Source organism: Streptomyces sp. NPDC001599 (assembly GCF_042893535.1).
In the GTDB taxonomy this organism is placed as follows: Bacteria; Actinomycetota; Actinomycetes; order Streptomycetales; family Streptomycetaceae; genus Streptomyces.
Genome location: NZ_JBIAVA010000002.1, coordinates 335,882 through 353,847 on the forward strand (window position 1 = coordinate 335,882; position 17,966 = coordinate 353,847).

General features: G+C 68.1%; 13 protein-coding genes and 1 tRNA gene. 12 read left to right on the forward strand and 2 right to left on the reverse strand.

The window, feature by feature from the left end; translation table 11 throughout:
- Positions 1-112: 112 nt before the first annotated feature.
- Entirely contained in the window at positions 113-1,339 is a 1,227-nt protein-coding gene (locus tag ACFYZ3_RS06175) for a pyridoxal phosphate-dependent aminotransferase (protein ID WP_388514302.1), read from the reverse strand.
- Between the two features lie 239 nt (positions 1,340-1,578).
- Between ACFYZ3_RS06175 and ACFYZ3_RS06180 the strand changes: the two genes are divergently transcribed.
- The 12 genes from ACFYZ3_RS06180 to ACFYZ3_RS06235 all read left to right on the forward strand — a co-directional run bounded on the left by ACFYZ3_RS06180 (position 1,579) and on the right by ACFYZ3_RS06235 (position 16,636).
- A tRNA-Trp gene (locus tag ACFYZ3_RS06180) sits at positions 1,579-1,651 on the forward strand.
- Between the two features lie 108 nt (positions 1,652-1,759).
- The gene (gene secE / locus ACFYZ3_RS06185; RefSeq protein ID WP_007443916.1) at positions 1,760-2,047 is read left to right on the forward strand and encodes a preprotein translocase subunit SecE; all 288 of its coding nucleotides are present in this window, start codon (positions 1,760-1,762) and stop codon (positions 2,045-2,047) included.
- Between the two features lie 80 nt (positions 2,048-2,127).
- Positions 2,128-3,033, forward strand: a complete 906-nt coding sequence (gene nusG / locus ACFYZ3_RS06190) for a transcription termination/antitermination protein NusG (protein WP_388514304.1) — start codon at positions 2,128-2,130, stop codon at positions 3,031-3,033.
- Positions 3,034-3,220: 187 nt separating this feature from the next.
- Complete coding sequence (rplK, locus tag ACFYZ3_RS06195; protein ID WP_003974315.1) at positions 3,221-3,655, forward strand: 50S ribosomal protein L11; 435 nt, start codon at positions 3,221-3,223, stop codon at positions 3,653-3,655.
- A gap of 108 nt (positions 3,656-3,763) precedes the next feature.
- Positions 3,764-4,489, forward strand: a complete 726-nt coding sequence (rplA, locus tag ACFYZ3_RS06200) for a 50S ribosomal protein L1 (protein ID WP_003974314.1) — start codon at positions 3,764-3,766, stop codon at positions 4,487-4,489.
- Between the two features lie 171 nt (positions 4,490-4,660).
- Positions 4,661-5,518, forward strand: a complete 858-nt coding sequence (locus tag ACFYZ3_RS06205; protein ID WP_388514307.1) for a hypothetical protein — start codon at positions 4,661-4,663, stop codon at positions 5,516-5,518.
- 154 nt (positions 5,519-5,672) lie between these two features.
- Positions 5,673-6,521: a DUF1396 domain-containing protein gene (locus ACFYZ3_RS06210; protein ID WP_361010134.1), complete on the forward strand. Its 849-nt coding sequence runs from the start codon at positions 5,673-5,675 to the stop codon at positions 6,519-6,521.
- 319 nt (positions 6,522-6,840) lie between these two features.
- On the forward strand, positions 6,841-7,371 hold the full coding sequence (rplJ, locus tag ACFYZ3_RS06215) for a 50S ribosomal protein L10 (protein WP_003974311.1): 531 nt from the start codon (positions 6,841-6,843) through the stop codon (positions 7,369-7,371).
- Between the two features lie 117 nt (positions 7,372-7,488).
- Positions 7,489-7,872: a 50S ribosomal protein L7/L12 gene (gene rplL / locus ACFYZ3_RS06220; protein ID WP_388514309.1), complete on the forward strand. Its 384-nt coding sequence runs from the start codon at positions 7,489-7,491 to the stop codon at positions 7,870-7,872.
- A gap of 590 nt (positions 7,873-8,462) precedes the next feature.
- Positions 8,463-11,948, forward strand: coding sequence for a DNA-directed RNA polymerase subunit beta (gene rpoB / locus ACFYZ3_RS06225; protein ID WP_361010139.1), 3,486 nt, complete (start codon positions 8,463-8,465; stop codon positions 11,946-11,948).
- A 97-nt stretch (positions 11,949-12,045) separates the two neighbouring features.
- A complete protein-coding gene (locus ACFYZ3_RS06230; RefSeq protein WP_361010142.1) occupies positions 12,046-15,945 on the forward strand; it encodes a DNA-directed RNA polymerase subunit beta' in 3,900 nt (1,299 codons plus the stop codon).
- A gap of 121 nt (positions 15,946-16,066) precedes the next feature.
- Positions 16,067-16,636, forward strand: a complete 570-nt coding sequence (locus ACFYZ3_RS06235) for a hypothetical protein (protein WP_388514310.1) — start codon at positions 16,067-16,069, stop codon at positions 16,634-16,636.
- Positions 16,637-16,652: 16 nt separating this feature from the next.
- On the opposite strand, the gene ACFYZ3_RS06240 is transcribed toward ACFYZ3_RS06235, so the two are convergent.
- Positions 16,653-17,957 (reverse strand): hypothetical protein, encoded by a 1,305-nt coding sequence (locus tag ACFYZ3_RS06240; protein ID WP_388514311.1) that lies wholly within the window; start codon positions 17,955-17,957, stop codon positions 16,653-16,655.
- Positions 17,958-17,966: the final 9 nt, after the last annotated feature.

Genomic DNA, 17,966 nt, shown 5'->3' on the forward strand with positions numbered 1-17,966 from the left:
CCGCACGACACGCCCGGCACGACAGCACTTTCCCCGTACGTGGTCTTGCTCGCACAAAGAAACAGGGGCCACACCTCGACGTCGAGGTGTGGCCCCGTGGGCGGAGGGAGGCTCAGTCCCGCGCCTCCGCCAGCAGCTTCTGGATCCGGCTCACGCCCTCGACGAGGTCCTCGTCCCCGAGCGCGTACGACAGCCGCAGGTACCCCGGCGTGCCGAACGCCTCACCCGGCACCACCGCGACCTCGGCCTCCTCCAGGATGAGCGCGGCCAGCTCGACCGAGTCCTGCGGACGCTTGCCGCGGATCTCCTTGCCGAGCAGCGCCTTCACCGACGGGTAGGCGTAGAACGCGCCCTTCGGCTCGGGGCACAGCACACCGTCGATCTCGTTGAGCATCCGCACGATCGTCTGGCGGCGCCGGTCGAAGGCCTCCCGCATCTTCGACACGGCGTCCAGGTCGCCGGAGACCGCGGCCAGCGCCGCCGCCTGGGACACGTTGGCCACGTTGGACGTGGCGTGCGACTGGAGGTTGGTCGCGGCCTTGACGACGTCCTTCGGGCCGATGACCCACCCGACCCGCCAGCCGGTCATCGCGTACGTCTTCGCCACGCCGTTGACCACGATGCACTTGTCGCGCAGCTCGGGCAGCAGCGCCGGCAGGGACACGGACACGGTGTCGCCGTAGACGAGGTGCTCGTAGATCTCGTCGGTCAGCACCCACAGTCCGTGCTCGACGGCCCAGCGGCCGATCGCCTCGGTCTCGGCCTCGCTGTACACCGCCCCCGTCGGGTTCGACGGCGACACGAAGAGGACGACCTTGGTCTTCTCGGTGCGCGCCGCCTCCAGCTGCTCCACCGTCACCCGGTAGCCGGTCGTCTCGTCGGCGACGACGTCGACGGGCACACCGCCGGCCAGCCGGATCGACTCCGGGTACGTCGTCCAGTACGGCGCCGGGACGATGACCTCGTCGCCCGGGTCGAGGATCGCGGCGAACGCCTCGTAGATGGCCTGCTTGCCGCCGTTGGTGATGAGGATCTGCGACGGGTCGACCTCGTAGCCGGAGTCGCGCAGCGTCTTCGCGGCGATGGCGGCCTTCAGCTCGGGCAGCCCGCCGGCCGGCGTGTAGCGGTGGAACTTCGGGTTCTTGCACGCCTCGACGGCGGCCTCGACGATGTAGTCCGGCGTCGGGAAGTCGGGCTCACCCGCGCCGAAGCCGATCACGGGACGTCCAGCGGCCTTGAGGGCCTTGGCCTTGGCGTCCACGGCGAGGGTCGCGGACTCGGAGATCGCGCCGACTCGGGCGGAGACCCGGCGCTCGGTGGGAGGGGTTGCAGCGCTCATGACCCCATCGTTCCAGACCGGAAACCTCACGGGCACAGGGGTTTCACGGACTGAACCGGACCGGTCCAGGACCTGAACGCCAGTCCGGTCCCCGGCCTGAACATCAGTCCGGACACGCTTTCTGTTCGACGCCCGGCCCGTGAGCACGTACACTCTCACCTCGTTGGCCTTCAGCGGTCCGCGATCACCCGGTGCACACCAAGCATCCGGGCGGATGCGGTACGTTGGGGGACGAACAAAGGGTCGTAGCTCAATTGGTAGAGCACTGGTCTCCAAAACCAGCGGTTGGGGGTTCAAGTCCCTCCGGCCCTGCTACACACACCATCGCCAGGATGTGTGCGCATGTACGTACAGCAATGCACCGCCGTGCGGCTCCAACCGGGCGCGGCACGGCCACGACCCGGAATCAGGTGAGGACGAGTGACGGACGCCGTGGGCTCCATCGACATGCCTGATGCCCAGGACGAGGCGCCGGACTCCAAGAAGAAGTCCCGCAAAGGCGGCAAGCGAGGCAAGAAGGGCCCGCTGAAGCGGCTCGCGCTCTTCTACCGCCAGATCGTCGCGGAGCTGCGCAAGGTCGTCTGGCCCAGTCGCAACCAGCTGACGACGTACACCACCGTGGTGATCATCTTCGTGGTCATCATGATCGGCCTGGTGACTCTGATTGACTATGGCTTCTCTCACGCCGCCAAGTACGTCTTCGGCTGAGTCGAGAGCGAAGGGCGCCGAGGTACCCGGCGCCCCTTTCGCGTGTTCCACCCCTATGTATCCAGGAAGAAGCAGCCACAGTGTCTGACCCGAACGTGAACGACGCCATCGAGCCGGTCGAGTCCGTCGAGGACGAGCTCGGCACCGTCGAGGGCGCCGACAACGAGGACACCGAGGCCTCCGCCGAGGCCGAGGCTGCCGACGACACGGTCGTCGCGGAGACGGACGAGGACGCGACGGAAGCGGAGGCGGACGAGGACGAGACCGCCGAGGCGACCGACGCGGAGGCCACCGAGGCCGACGCCGACGCGGCGGACGCCGAGGAGTCTGAGGAGTCCGAGGAGGAGCCCGAGGCCGAGGAGCCCGAGCTCGACCCGATCGAGAAGCTCCGTCAGGAGCTGCGCGTCCTGCCCGGCGAGTGGTACGTCATCCACACCTACGCCGGTTACGAGAACCGCGTGAAGACCAACCTCGAGCAGCGCGCCGTCTCGCTCAACGTCGAGGACTACATCTTCCAGGCCGAGGTGCCGCAGGAAGAGGTCGTCCAGATCAAGAACGGCGACCGCAAGACGATCCGGCAGAACAAGCTGCCCGGTTACGTCCTGGTGCGCATGGACCTCACCAACGAGTCCTGGGGCGTCGTCCGCAACACCCCTGGCGTCACCGGCTTCGTCGGCAACGCCTACGACCCGTACCCGCTGACCCTGGACGAGATCGTCAAGATGCTCGCCCCGGAGGCCGAGGAGAAGGCCGCCCGCGAGGCCGCCGAGGCCGAGGGCAAGCCGGCGCCGCAGCGCAAGGTCGAGGTCCAGGTGCTGGACTTCGAGGTCGGCGACTCGGTCACCGTCACCGACGGCCCCTTCGCCACCCTCCAGGCCACGATCAACGAGATCAACGCCGACTCGAAGAAGGTCAAGGGCCTCGTCGAGATCTTCGGCCGCGAGACCCCGGTCGAGCTGAGCTTCGACCAGATCCAGAAGAACTAGTACCCCACCGGTACTCCGCACTCCTCTGGACGTACTGCTTCCGACCAGGTCAGGCGCCCGCTCGCGCGGCGTCTGACCTGCTCGGTTTTTGGCCGCGCATCCATACCCGTTATCGTTGTGCGGTATGCCTGTGTCCGGGTAGCTCCCGAACGCGGGCAGGACCCGAATCGAAAGGACCCGGAGAGCTATGCCTCCCAAGAAGAAGAAGGTCACGGGGCTCATCAAGCTCCAGATCCAGGCCGGTGCCGCGAACCCGGCCCCGCCGGTCGGCCCCGCGCTGGGTCAGCACGGCGTCAACATCATGGAGTTCTGCAAGGCCTACAACGCCGCGACCGAGTCGCAGCGCGGCTGGGTCATCCCGGTGGAGATCACGGTCTACGAGGACCGTTCCTTCACCTTCATCACCAAGACGCCACCGGCCGCCAAGATGATCCTCAAGGCCGCGGGCGTGGAGAAGGGCTCCGGCGAGCCGCACAAGACCAAGGTCGCGAAGATCACGCGTGACCAGGTCCGTGAGATCGCCACCACCAAGATGCCCGACCTCAACGCCAACGACCTGGACCAGGCGGAGAAGATCATCGCCGGTACCGCCCGTTCCATGGGCGTCACGGTCGAGGGCTGACCTCCACCCCCGTAAGCCAGCCACGCGGCGGTAGCCGCAAGGTCAGGACAGTGTGGTAGGGCCTGCTCGGCCCGCACCACGACTCCTCAGAAGCCACCAGGAGCAGTAGTGAGCAAGCGCAGCAAGTCTCTCCGCGCTGCGGACGCCAAGATCGACCGGGACAAGCTCTACGCCCCGCTCGAGGCCGTCCGTCTCGCCAAGGAGACCTCCACGAGCAAGTTCGACGGCACCGTCGAGGTCGCCTTCCGCCTGGGTGTCGACCCGCGCAAGGCCGACCAGATGGTCCGTGGCACCGTGAACCTCCCGCACGGCACCGGTAAGACCGCCCGGGTCCTGGTCTTCGCGACCGGTGACCGTGCCGAGGCCGCGACCGCCGCGGGCGCCGACATCGTCGGCTCCGACGAACTGATCGACGAGGTGTCGAAGGGCCGTCTGGACTTCGACGCCGTCGTCGCCACCCCGGACCTCATGGGCAAGGTCGGCCGCCTCGGCCGCGTGCTCGGTCCCCGTGGTCTCATGCCGAACCCCAAGACCGGCACCGTGACCCCGGACGTCGCCAAGGCTGTCAACGACATCAAGGGCGGCAAGATCGAGTTCCGCGTCGACAAGCACTCGAACCTGCACTTCATCATCGGCAAGACGTCGTTCGACGACACCAAGCTGGTGGAGAACTACGGCGCGGCGCTGGAGGAGATCCTCCGTCTGAAGCCGTCCGCCGCCAAGGGCCGCTACATCAAGAAGGCCGCCCTCAGCACCACGATGGGCCCGGGCATCCCGCTCGACTCCAACCGCACCCGCAACCTCCTCGTCGAGGAGGACCCGGCCGCGGTCTGAGCGAGCAGCTCGCCCACCGGTTCACGGGCCCCGCACCTTCCGAGGTGCGGGGCCCGTCCCCTTTGGCCCGTCCCTTTTGGCCCGTCCCCTTTTCCGGCGCCCTGGGTTAGCGTGCGGGCAACGGACCGCGCACGGGGCGCAGGAGCCGTACGGGGCGCAAGGGGTGGGCGGATGACGGGCACGACGGCACGCCGTACGGTCGTCTCGGTCGCGGTGTCGGCCGCGCTGGCGTGCGTCACCGCGTGCACCGGCGCCGGGGGTTCCGACGACTCCGGCGATTCCACCGGCCCCACCGGCTCGGCCCGGCCGTCCGTCTCCGCTCCGGCCTCCTCCCGCGCCCCGGCCCTCACCGGACCCTCGGCGGACGCCCTGCGGGCGGTCGAGCGGGCCACCGGGCGGGCGGCTTCGGCGCGGGTGGAGTCCACGACCGTGATGGGCCGCGAGCTGTCCCTGGAGGCCGCGGGCGCCCTCGGCTGGGACGACGGCCTCACCGGCACCCTGACGATCACCTACACCGGCGGCACGACCGCCGAGACCATGCGCCGCCTCGGCACCACCGCGATGGAGGCCCGGTACCTGCCCGACGCCTACTACGCCAGGATGGGCGACGAGTTCGCCGAGCGGGTGGGCGGCCGGCACTGGATCAAGTACGTGTACGAGGACCTGGAGGACCTCGGCGGCGGCGCGGGCGCCGGATTCGCCGACCAGATGCGCAACACCACGCCCAACCAGGCCGTGAAACTCCTGCTGACGGCCGAGGACGTGCGCAGGGTGGGCGAGGAGACGACGCGCGGCCGGCGCACCACGCACTGGTCCGGCACGGTGGGCGGGGACACGGCCCAGACCGTCGACATCTGGGTCGACGACCGGGACCTGCTGGTCAAGAAGGTCGAGCGAGGCCGCACGAAGACCGGGGAGCTGACCCAGACCGCGTACTACAGCGACTACGGCGTCAGGGTCTCGGCCGAACGCCCGCCGGCCGCGGACACGGCGGACTTCAAGGAACTGCTGGCGTCACAGGGGCGCTGAAGCCCGCCGGCGGAGAAATCACAAGATCGTTCGAACCGATTCGGCTACGCTCGCGTCCTTGTCACAAACGCATGCTGTGGAGCGGCGGTGCGACTCCTGTGCCCTGCACGCCTTCACGCTCCTGTGTCACCTTGAGTCCCGTGGGGGGATATCGATGAAGACTTCCGTACGTGTGCCCGTGGGCGCCGGACTCGCCGCACTGCTGCTCGCCGCCGGGGCGGTGGGCTGTGCCAAGGAGGACAAGGCCTCCGAGTCCCCGGAGATGACGCCCGCGGCCGCCGTCGCCAAGGCGGCGAAGAACACGGAGGCGATCAACTCCCTCCACTACCGCATGACCGGCAAGGTCCCCGAGGAGGGCCGGGTCAAGGCCGAGGCCGAGATGCAGATCAAGCCGACGCTCGCGATGAGCATGAAGATGACGGCGCTCGACCAGGGCGCCGAGGGGACCGCGGAGATCCGGCTCGTCGACAAGGCCATGTACATCGGCGGCGGCCCCGAGGCGGCCAAGGAGATGGACGGCAAGAGCTGGATCAAGTTCGACCTGGCCGCGATGGGCGCCGGCGACGAGCTGAACCAGCTGGGCGGCGCCTCCCAGGCCGACAAGAACCCGGCCACCGAGTCCACCTTCCTCACCGGGGCCAAGGACGTCGAGAAGGTCGGCACCGAGACCGTCGAGGGCGTGAAGACCACCCACTACAAGGGCACGGTCTCCCTCGCCGACCTGGAGAAGTCCCTCGGGGACGAGGACAAGGCCACCCGGGACAAGCGCCAGAAGAGCCTCGAGCAGTACGAGAAGATGGGCGTCGACAAGCTCACGATGGACATGTGGGTCGACGGCGACGACCAGACCAAGCAGTTCCGCATGCGCGGCGACGCCAAGAAGGGCCCGCTGGACATGACCATCACCTTCCTCGGCGTCAACGAGCCCGTGAAGGTCACCGCCCCTCCGGCCGGTGAGGTCGCCGACCTGGCCGAGATGATGAAGGAGAGCCAGCAGGGCTGAGGCGCCGCGCGCCCGGCCCCGCTCCGGTCGCCGCGGGGGCGGATTTGCTTGACACTGCCCCGTTCACGTACGCTTCCACAGAAGCCAAAGACCGCTGGTCGTTGCCGTGTGTTCGAAAGAGGACACGGTGGCCGAAGGATCCGCTGAACTGCGGACGACCCGCGCAGGTGACTGTGGATGAGCTCCCGGAAGTCCCCGCCCCGTGCGGATGACGAACGGTCGAGCCACGCCCCGTGCGCCTGCGCCGGGGCGTTTCGTTTTCCCCAGTCCTCCTTCGGGTCCGCGCGGTCCGAATCACCCGGAAGGAGGCCGAGGCTCTATGGCGACGCCCGAAAAGGCTGCCGCGGTTGCCGAGCTGACGGACAAGTTCCGCAGCTCCAATGCCGCCGTGCTGACCGAGTACCGCGGTCTCACCGTGGCGCAGCTCAAGACGCTGCGCCGGTCGCTCGGTGAGAACGCCCAGTACGCCGTGGTGAAGAACACGCTGACCAAGATTGCGGCCAACGAGGCCGGGATCACGCTCGACGACCAGCTCTTCGCTGGTCCGACGGCCGTTGCCTTCGTCACCGGTGACCCGGTGGAGTCGGCGAAGGGTCTGCGCGACTTCGCCAAGGACAACCCGAATCTCGTCATCAAGGGCGGTGTCCTTGACGGCAAGGCGATGTCCGCCGACGAGATCAAGAAGCTTGCGGACCTCGAGTCCCGCGAGGTTCTGCTCTCCAAGCTGGCGGGTGCCTTCAAGGGCAAGCAGTCCCAGACTGCTCAGCTCTTCCAGGCGCTTCCCTCGAAGCTCGTCCGCACCGTGGACGCGCTCCGTGCCAAGCAGGACGAGCAGGGCGGTGCCGAGTAACTCGGCTCGCTTTCTGGTCCGGGCCGCCTGAGCGCGGCGCGGATCGCAGCGGGCCGACGTACGCCCGCCACACCCCGTACATCCGGCACCTGCCGAATTAGTGGAAGGACCGCCATCATGGCGAAGCTCAGCCAGGACGACCTGCTCGCCCAGTTCGAGGAGATGACCCTCATCGAGCTCTCCGAGTTCGTGAAGGCCTTCGAGGAGAAGTTCGACGTCACCGCCGCCGCCGCGGTCGCCGTGGCCGGCCCCGCCGCCCCGGGCACCCCGGTCGAGGCCGCTGCCGAGCAGGACGAGTTCGACGTCATCCTCACGGGTGCCGGCGACAAGAAGATCCAGGTCATCAAGGTCGTGCGCGAGCTGACCTCCCTGGGTCTGAAGGAGGCCAAGGACCTCGTGGACGGCGCCCCGAAGCCCGTCCTCGAGAAGGTCGCCAAGGACGCCGCGGACAAGGCCAAGGAGTCCCTCGAGGGCGCCGGCGCCTCCGTCGAGGTCAAGTAAGACCGCACCGGCATCCACGGATCCGTCAGGGTCTGTAACGCCGTAGCACCGAAGAGCGATCATCCATCCGGGTGGTCGCTCTTCGGCGTATCCGGGGTCCGGCGGCGGTCGCCTTGCACGTGTGACGGTGAAGAGTAGGGTGATCTTCGTCGTGCCGTCGCCGGGGCCCTGAGAGCCCCCTGGCGACAACCGGTTTGGGCAAGGGGGGCCTTGACGAACCGCACGCAGCGCGCAATTCTCAGGGCGTCGTCACAAGGATCCGAATCCGAGGCATGGATCGACGGCGAAGAGGGCAGTATCTGGGTGCGTTGAGGGCGAGGCCTTGCCGCACAGGTGGTGAGAACAACGAGGAGCGAACACGGTCCCCGAGAACCGCACTGGACATCAGTGTGCCAAGTGGCTACACTGACCCTTTGCGCTGCCTGTTAGCTGCCCCCTGCCCGTCACCAGGGGTCTGCCCTCGCCCGAGCACTGACGACCAGAGCATGCCCGACCTGGCTCTTTAGCCACATCAGGCACCCCCTGTCTCCGTGCACGGAAGAGGGGCCGGTACGCGCGTAGTGAGTCCGAGCCCTCGGAAGGACCCCCTCTTGGCCGCCTCGCGCAATGCCTCGACCGCGAATACGAACAACGCTGCCAGCACCGCCCCGCTGCGCATCTCCTTTGCAAAGATCAAGGAGCCCCTCGAGGTTCCGAACCTTCTCGCGCTGCAAACCGAGAGCTTCGACTGGCTCCTCGGCAACGACGCCTGGAAGGCTCGCGTCGAGTCGGCTCTGGAGTCCGGTCAGGACGTCCCCACCAAGTCCGGCCTGGAAGAGATCTTCGAGGAGATCTCGCCGATCGAGGACTTCTCCGGGTCGATGTCGCTGACGTTCCGCGACCACCGCTTCGAGCCCCCCAAGAACAGCATCGACGAGTGCAAGGACCGCGACTTCACGTACGCGGCCCCGCTCTTCGTCACCGCCGAGTTCACCAACAACGAGACCGGCGAGATCAAGTCCCAGACGGTCTTCATGGGCGACTTCCCGCTCATGACCAACAAGGGCACCTTCGTCATCAACGGCACCGAGCGTGTCGTCGTGTCGCAGCTGGTCCGTTCGCCGGGTGTCTACTTCGACTCCTCCATCGACAAGACGTCCGACAAGGACATCTTCTCCGCCAAGATCATCCCGTCCCGGGGTGCCTGGCTGGAGATGGAGATCGACAAGCGCGACATGGTCGGTGTGCGCATCGACCGCAAGCGCAAGCAGTCCGTGACCGTCCTCCTCAAGGCCCTCGGCTGGACCACCGAGCAGATCCTCGAGGAGTTCGGCGAGTACGAGTCCATGCGCGCCACCCTGGAGAAGGACCACACCCAGGGCCAGGACGACGCGCTGCTCGACATCTACCGCAAGCTGCGTCCGGGCGAGCCCCCCACGCGTGAGGCCGCGCAGACGCTGCTCGAGAACCTCTACTTCAACCCGAAGCGCTACGACCTCGCCAAGGTCGGCCGCTACAAGGTGAACAAGAAGCTCGGCGCGGAGGAGCCGCTGGACGCCGGCGTGCTCACCACCGACGACGTCATCGCCACCATCAAGTACCTGGTGAAGCTGCACGCCGGTGAGACCGAGACGGTCGGCGAGTCGGGCCGGGAGATCGTCGTCGAGACCGACGACATCGACCACTTCGGCAACCGCCGCATCCGCAACGTCGGCGAGCTGATCCAGAACCAGGTCCGTACGGGTCTCGCCCGTATGGAGCGCGTCGTGCGCGAGCGCATGACCACCCAGGACGTCGAGGCGATCACGCCGCAGACCCTGATCAACATCCGGCCGGTCGTCGCCTCCATCAAGGAGTTCTTCGGCACCAGCCAGCTGTCCCAGTTCATGGACCAGAACAACCCGCTGTCGGGGCTGACGCACAAGCGTCGTCTGAACGCCCTCGGCCCGGGTGGTCTCTCCCGTGAGCGGGCCGGCTTCGAGGTCCGCGACGTCCACCCGTCGCACTACGGCCGCATGTGCCCGATCGAGACGCCCGAAGGCCCGAACATCGGTCTGATCGGCTCGCTCGCCTCGTACGGCCGCATCAACCCGTTCGGTTTCATCGAGACGCCTTACCGCAAGGTCGTCGAGGGCCAGGTCACGGACGACGTGGACTACCTGACCGCCGACGAGGAGGACCGCTTCGTCATCGCGCAGGCCAACGCCACGCTCAACGACGACATGCGCTTCTCCGAGGCCCGCGTCCTGGTCCGCCGTCGTGGCGGCGAGGTCGACTACGTCCCCGGTGACGACGTCGACTACATGGACGTCTCGCCGCGCCAGATGGTGTCGGTCGCGACCGCGATGATCCCGTTCCTCGAGCACGACGACGCCAACCGTGCCCTCATGGGCGCGAACATGATGCGTCAGGCCGTGCCGCTCATCAAGAGCGAGTCCCCGCTCGTCGGCACCGGCATGGAGTACCGCTCCGCCGCCGACGCCGGTGACGTGGTCAAGGCCGAGAAGGCGGGTGTGGTCCAGGAGGTCTCCGCGGACTACATCACCACGACCAACGACGACGGCACGTACATCACGTACCGCCTGGCCAAGTTCTCCCGGTCCAACCAGGGCACCTCGGTCAACCAGAAGGTCATCGTCGCCGAGGGCGACCGGGTCATCGAGGGCCAGGTCCTGGCCGACGGTCCGGCCACCGAGAACGGCGAGATGGCGCTCGGCAAGAACCTGCTGGTCGCGTTCATGCCGTGGGAGGGTCACAACTACGAGGACGCGATCATCCTGTCGCAGCGCCTCGTGCAGGACGACGTCCTCTCCTCGATCCACATCGAGGAGCACGAGGTCGACGCCCGTGACACCAAGCTCGGCCCCGAGGAGATCACCCGGGACATCCCGAACGTCTCCGAGGAGGTCCTCGCCGACCTCGACGAGCGCGGCATCATCCGCATCGGTGCCGAGGTCGTCGCCGGCGACATCCTGGTCGGCAAGGTCACGCCGAAGGGCGAGACCGAGCTGACGCCGGAGGAGCGCCTGCTCCGCGCGATCTTCGGTGAGAAGGCCCGTGAGGTCCGCGACACCTCGCTGAAGGTCCCGCACGGCGAGATCGGCAAGGTCATCGGCGTCCGCGTCTTCGACCGTGAAGAGGGCGACGAGCTGCCGCCGGGCGTGAACCAGCTGGTTCGTGTCTACGTGGCGCAGAAGCGCAAGATCACGGACGGTGACAAGCTCGCCGGCCGGCACGGCAACAAGGGCGTCATCTCCAAGATCAACCCGATCGAGGACATGCCGTTCCTGGAGGACGGCACGCCCGTCGACATCATCCTGAACCCGCTGGGTGTCCCGTCCCGAATGAACCCGGGGCAGGTCCTGGAGATCCACCTCGGCTGGCTCGCCAGCCGCGGCTGGGACGTCTCCGGCCTCGCGGAGGAGTGGGCGCAGCGCCTCCAGGTGATCGGCGCCGACAAGGTCGAGCCCGGCACCAACGTCGCCACCCCGGTCTTCGACGGTGCGCGCGAGGACGAGCTGGCCGGCCTGCTCCAGCACACCATCCCGAACCGCGACGGCGAGCGCATGGTGCTCCCGTCCGGCAAGGCGCGGCTGTTCGACGGCCGCAGCGGTGAGCCGTTCCCGGAGCCGATCTCGGTCGGCTACATGTACATCCTCAAGCTCCACCACCTGGTCGACGACAAGCTGCACGCCCGGTCGACCGGCCCGTACTCGATGATCACCCAGCAGCCGCTGGGTGGTAAGGCCCAGTTCGGTGGCCAGCGCTTCGGTGAGATGGAGGTGTGGGCGCTGGAGGCTTACGGCGCCGCGTACGCCCTCCAGGAGCTGCTGACCATCAAGTCCGACGACGTGACCGGCCGCGTGAAGGTCTACGAGGCCATCGTCAAGGGCGAGAACATCCCTGAGCCCGGCATCCCCGAGTCCTTCAAGGTGCTCATCAAGGAGATGCAGTCCCTGTGCCTCAACGTGGAGGTGCTGTCCTCGGACGGCATGTCCATCGAGATGCGTGACACCGACGAGGACGTCTTCCGCGCAGCGGAGGAGCTCGGCATCGACCTGTCGCGGCGCGAGCCGAGCAGCGTCGAAGAGGTCTGACGGGAGTCAGGCGGGGCCTGTCATCCACAGGCCCCGCCGATCCCGCGACCCCCGTTTCAGACCACAGACTTACAACCCTGAGAGGGATTGACGCATAGTGCTCGACGTCAACTTCTTCGACGAGCTCCGGATCGGTCTGGCCACCGCTGACGACATCCGTCAGTGGAGCCACGGCGAGGTCAAGAAGCCCGAGACCATCAACTACCGCACCCTCAAGCCCGAGAAGGACGGACTCTTCTGCGAGAAGATCTTCGGTCCGACCCGGGACTGGGAGTGCTACTGCGGCAAGTACAAGCGCGTCCGCTTCAAGGGCATCATCTGTGAGCGCTGCGGCGTCGAGGTCACTCGCGCCAAGGTGCGCCGTGAGCGGATGGGCCACATCGAGCTGGCCGCTCCCGTCACCCACATCTGGTACTTCAAGGGCGTCCCGTCGCGCCTGGGCTACCTGCTGGACCTGGCGCCGAAGGACCTCGAGAAGGTCATCTACTTCGCCGCGTACATGATCACCTTCGTGGACGAGGAGCGCCGCACCCGCGACCTGCCCTCGCTGGAGGCCCACGTCTCCGTCGAGCGCCAGCAGATCGAGCAGCGCCGCGACTCCGACCTGGAGGCCCGCGCCAAGAAGCTCGAGACCGACCTGGCCGAGCTGGAGGCCGAGGGCGCCAAGGCCGACGTGCGCCGCAAGGTGCGCGAGGGTGCCGAGCGTGAGATGAAGCAGCTGCGCGACCGTGCGCAGCGCGAGATCGACCGCCTCGACGAGGTGTGGAACCGGTTCAAGAACCTCAAGGTCCAGGACCTGGAGGGCGACGAGCTGCTCTACCGCGAGCTGCGCGACCGCTTCGGCACCTACTTCGACGGCTCGATGGGCGCCGCCGCGCTCCAGAAGCGCCTGGAGTCCTTCGACCTCGACGAGGAGGCCGAGCGCCTCCGCGAGATCATCCGCACCGGCAAGGGCCAGAAGAAGACCCGTGCGCTCAAGCGCCTCAAGGTCGTCTCCGCGTTCCTGCAGACCAGCAACAGCCCCAAGGGCATGGTGCTGGACTGCGTGCCGGTCATCCCGCCGGACCTGCGTCCGATGGTGCAGCTGGACGGTGGCCGCTTCGCGACCTCCGACCTGAACGACCTGTACCGCCGCGTGATCAACCGCAACAACCGCCTGAAGCGGCTTCTCGACCTCGGCGCGCCCGAGATCATCGTGAACAACGAGAAGCGCATGCTCCAGGAGGCCGTCGACGCGCTCTTCGACAACGGCCGTCGTGGCCGCCCGGTGACGGGCCCCGGCAACCGTCCGCTGAAGTCGCTGTCCGACATGCTCAAGGGCAAGCAGGGCCGCTTCCGTCAGAACCTGCTCGGCAAGCGAGTCGACTACTCGGCGCGTTCCGTCATCGTCGTCGGTCCGCAGCTGAAGCTGCACCAGTGCGGTCTGCCCAAGGCCATGGCGCTGGAGCTCTTCAAGCCGTTCGTGATGAAGCGCCTGGTCGACCTGAACCACGCGCAGAACATCAAGAGCGCCAAGCGCATGGTCGAGCGCGGCCGCACGGTCGTGTACGACGTGCTGGAAGAGGTCATCGCGGAGCACCCGGTTCTGCTGAACCGTGCGCCCACCCTGCACCGCCTCGGCATCCAGGCCTTCGAGCCGCAGCTGGTCGAGGGCAAGGCCATCCAGATCCACCCGCTCGTCTGCACCGCGTTCAACGCGGACTTCGACGGTGACCAGATGGCCGTGCACCTGCCGCTGTCCGCGGAGGCGCAGGCCGAGGCCCGCATCCTGATGCTGTCCTCGAACAACATCCTCAAGCCGGCCGACGGCCGTCCCGTGACGATGCCGACCCAGGACATGGTCCTCGGTCTGTTCTTCCTCACCACCGACGGCGAGGGCCGCGACCTCAAGGGCGAGGGCCGCTCCTTCGGGTCCTCCGCCGAGGCGATCATGGCGTTCGACGCGGGCGACCTGTCGCTCCAGTCGAAGGTCGACATCCGCTTCCCGGTGGGCACCATCCCGCCCCGCGGCTGGGAGCCCCCGGCCCGCGAGGAGGGTGAGCCGGAGTGGCAGCAGGGTGACACCTTCACCCTGAAGACCACGCTGGGCCGCGCGCTCTTCAACGAGCTGCTGCCCGAGGACTACCCGTTCGTCGACTACGAGGTCGGCAAGAAGCAGCTCTCCGAGATCGTCAACGACCTCGCCGAGCGCTACCCGAAGGTCATCGTGGCGGCGACGCTCGACAACCTGAAGGCGGCCGGCTTCTTCTGGGCGACCCGTTCCGGCGTCACCGTGGCCATCTCCGACGTCGTCGTTCCCGAGGCGAAGAAGGAGATCGTCAAGGGCTACGAGGCACAGGACGAGAAGGTCCAGAAGCAGTACGAGCGCGGTCTGATCACCAAGGACGAGCGCACGCAGGAGCTCATCGCGATCTGGACCAAGGCGACCAACGAGGTCGCCGAGGCGATGAACGACAACTTCCCGAAGACCAACCCGATCTTCATGATGGTGAACTCGGGCGCACGAGGCAACATGATGCAGATGCGTCAGATCGCCGGTATGCGTGGTCTGGTGTCGAACGCGAAGAACGAGACGATCCCGCGTCCCATCAAGGCCTCCTTCCGTGAGGGCCTGTCCGTGCTGGAGTACTTCATCTCCACGCACGGTGCCCGTAAGGGTCTGGCGGACACCGCTCTGCGTACCGCCGACTCGGGTTACCTCACGCGTCGTCTGGTCGACGTCTCCCAGGACGTCATCATTCGCGAGGAGGACTGCGGCACCGAGCGCGGTCTCAAGCTGCCGATCGCCACGCGCGACGCGGACGGCACGCTGCGCAAGGCCGAGGACGTCGAGACCAGCGTGTACGCCCGCATGCTCGCCGAGGACGTCGTCATCGACGGCAAGGTGATCGCGCCGGCCAACGTCGACCTCGGTGACGTCCTGATCGACGCCCTGGTCGCCCACGGCGTCGAGGAGGTCAAGACCCGCTCGATCCTGACCTGTGAGTCGCAGGTCGGCACCTGCGCCATGTGCTACGGCCGCTCGCTGGCCACCGGCAAGCTGGTCGACATCGGTGAGGCGGTCGGCATCATCGCCGCCCAGTCCATCGGTGAGCCCGGCACCCAGCTGACGATGCGTACCTTCCACACCGGTGGTGTGGCCGGTGACGACATCACGCAGGGTCTGCCGCGTGTCGTCGAGCTCTTCGAGGCCCGTACCCCGAAGGGTGTCGCCCCGATCTCCGAGGCCTCCGGCCGCGTCCGGATCGAGGAGACCGAGAAGACCAAGAAGATCGTCGTCACCCCCGACGACGGCAGCGACGAGACGGCGTTCCCGATCTCGAAGCGTGCCCGTCTGCTGGTGGGCGAGGGCGACCACGTCGAGGTGGGCCAGAAGCTCACCGTGGGTGCCACCAACCCGCACGACGTGCTGCGCATCCTGGGTCAGCGTGCCGTCCAGGTCCACCTGGTCGGCGAGGTCCAGAAGGTCTACAACTCGCAGGGCGTGTCGATCCACGACAAGCACATCGAGATCATCATCCGGCAGATGCTGCGCCGCGTGACGATCATCGAGTCCGGCGACGCCGAGCTGCTGCCCGGCGAGCTGGTCGAGCGGACCAAGTTCGAGACCGAGAACCGTCGTGTGGTCCAGGAGGGCGGTCACCCGGCCTCCGGTCGTCCGCAGCTGATGGGTATCACCAAGGCCTCGCTGGCGACGGAATCCTGGCTGTCGGCCGCCTCCTTCCAGGAGACGACCCGAGTCCTGACGGACGCGGCGATCAACGCCAAGTCCGACAGCCTCATCGGCCTCAAGGAGAACGTCATCATCGGTAAGCTCATCCCGGCCGGTACGGGCCTGTCCCGCTACCGCAACATCCGGGTCGAGCCGACCGAGGAGGCCAAGGCCGCGATGTACTCGGCCGTCGGCTACGACGACATCGACTACTCGCCGTTCGGCACGGGCTCCGGCCAGGCCGTTCCGCTGGAGGACTACGACTACGGTCCGTACAACCAGTAAGCGGGCAGCTTGATACGACCGAAGGGCGGTCACCCCGAGCGGGTGGCCGCCCTTCGGCGTGCCGCCGCCCTGGGGCTAGAGTGCGAAGCACCTGGGGGGGAATGTGCCTGACAAAAGAGAAGTGCCGAACAATCTGCCGGCCGCCGGAATCGCGGTCCTCGTCCTCAACCTGCTGGTCTGGGGCGGGGCGAGCAGCTTCGCCGCGTTCCTGTGGGACTTCGCCGGTCGGGCCTCGAACTGCGGTCCGCGGATCGGCGTGCCGTGTCCGGAGGGCACCGGGTACGGGCTGGCGGGGCCGTGGGTGGCGGCGCTCGCCGTGCTGGCGCTGCTCGTCCACCTGTGGCGGGAGGGCGTCCGAGGACCCATGCCGGCCGCCGCCGTGCCCTTCGTGCTGGGCGCGGTCCTCGGCGTCCGCTTCCTGTGGTCCGCAGTGTTCTTCGCCGACGACTCCCGGAGCCGGATCGTCATGGCGGTCGTAGGAGTGCTGCTCGGCGGTCTGCTCGGCGCGCTGTACGGGCGTTGGCTGTTCGGCAGGTGGGGTGCCGCGCTGCTGCTGTGGGGGGTGCGGCTGGACCGCGGTGGTCCGGTGCCGGCGTCGGGGCCCGCGCAGGAGGGCGCCCGCAACGTACTTCTCGCGCTGAGCCTGACGGGCGCGGTGCTCGGCTGTGTCGGCGGGGCGGCGCTGGTCTGACCGCCCCGCGGCTCTCCTACGGCACGCCCAGTTCGAAGATGACGTAGTGGGCGTACCAGCCGGAGGCGATCGAGGCCGTGGTGAAGAAGACGATCAGGCTCGGCAGCTTCAGGCGGCTCAGGGCCGCGGCCGGGGCCAGGAGGAGGGGGAAGGCGGGGAGCAGGTAGCGCATGGTGTTGCCGAACATCTGCTGGGTGCCCAGGACCGTGACGATGGTCGCCAGGGTGTACGCGACCAGGACCAGCGGGGGCCTCTTGCGCACCATCAGGGCGATGAGGAAGGGCAGCGCCAGGACCAGCTGGAGGGAGAGCAGGTCCGGGGTGGAGAAGGCGAAGGGGTAGTCGCCGCGGCCCACCGCGAGGTTGCGCAGCACGTCCCAGGTGTAGGCGCCGTAGTCGAAGAAGTGCGCCCAGCCCTCGCGCTGGAGGGTGAAGTAGGCCGTGGCCTCACCGGTGCTCCAGCCGACCCAGGCGATGTAGGAGAGCAGGCCGAGCGGCGCGACGAGCATCGCGTACACCGGGCCGCGTACGCCGTGCTCGCGCCGGGACGCGGGGCGGGCCAGCGTCACCAGCGCGGCGAGCCCCACGGCGCCTATGAGGACGGCGGACGTGGGGCGGTTCAGGCCGGCGGTGAAGGCCAGCAGGCCCGCGGCCACCCAGCGGCCCTTCATCACGGCGTAGCAGGTCCAGGCGGCGATGGCGACGAACAGGGACTCGGAGTACACCGCCCACTCGACGCCCGCGCCCGGCGCCACCGCCCACAGACCGGCCGCGACGGTGCCCGCCCGCGCTCCCGCGAGCAGCGAGATCACCGCGTAGATCCCCGCCGCCGCGATGAACGAGGAGACGACGGAGACCAGGATCCCGGAGCCGTACAGGCCGAGGCCGGTGGACTCCGAGACCATGCGGATGAGCGCCGGGTAGAGCGGGAAGAACGCGACCGAGTTCTGCTGGACCGTGAACAGGCCGTCCGAGTCCAGCCGGACCAGGGCGGGGCTGTAGCCGTGCTCGGCGACCTGGAGGTACCACCAGCCGTCCCAGGTGGCCAGCACGTCCCACCAGTGGGCGCCGCCGCCGAAGCGGGGGTTCTTGCCCCGGAAGTCCCCGGCGTGGGTGAGGAGGGTGGCGAAGACCCCGAGGCCGACGAGTTTCGTGACGCCGTAGAGCGCCAGCGGGGCGAGGTAGGGCCGGGCGCCGGGCGGGAGGCCGGGGAGTCGGCTCCGCCAGGAGCGTGCCGCCCCCTCGCCGCCGGCCGGCCGTTCGCCGGTACCGTCCGGCCCGTCGGTCACCGTGTCGTCGGCAGCCGTGTCCATGGCTGTCATCCCCCTCGG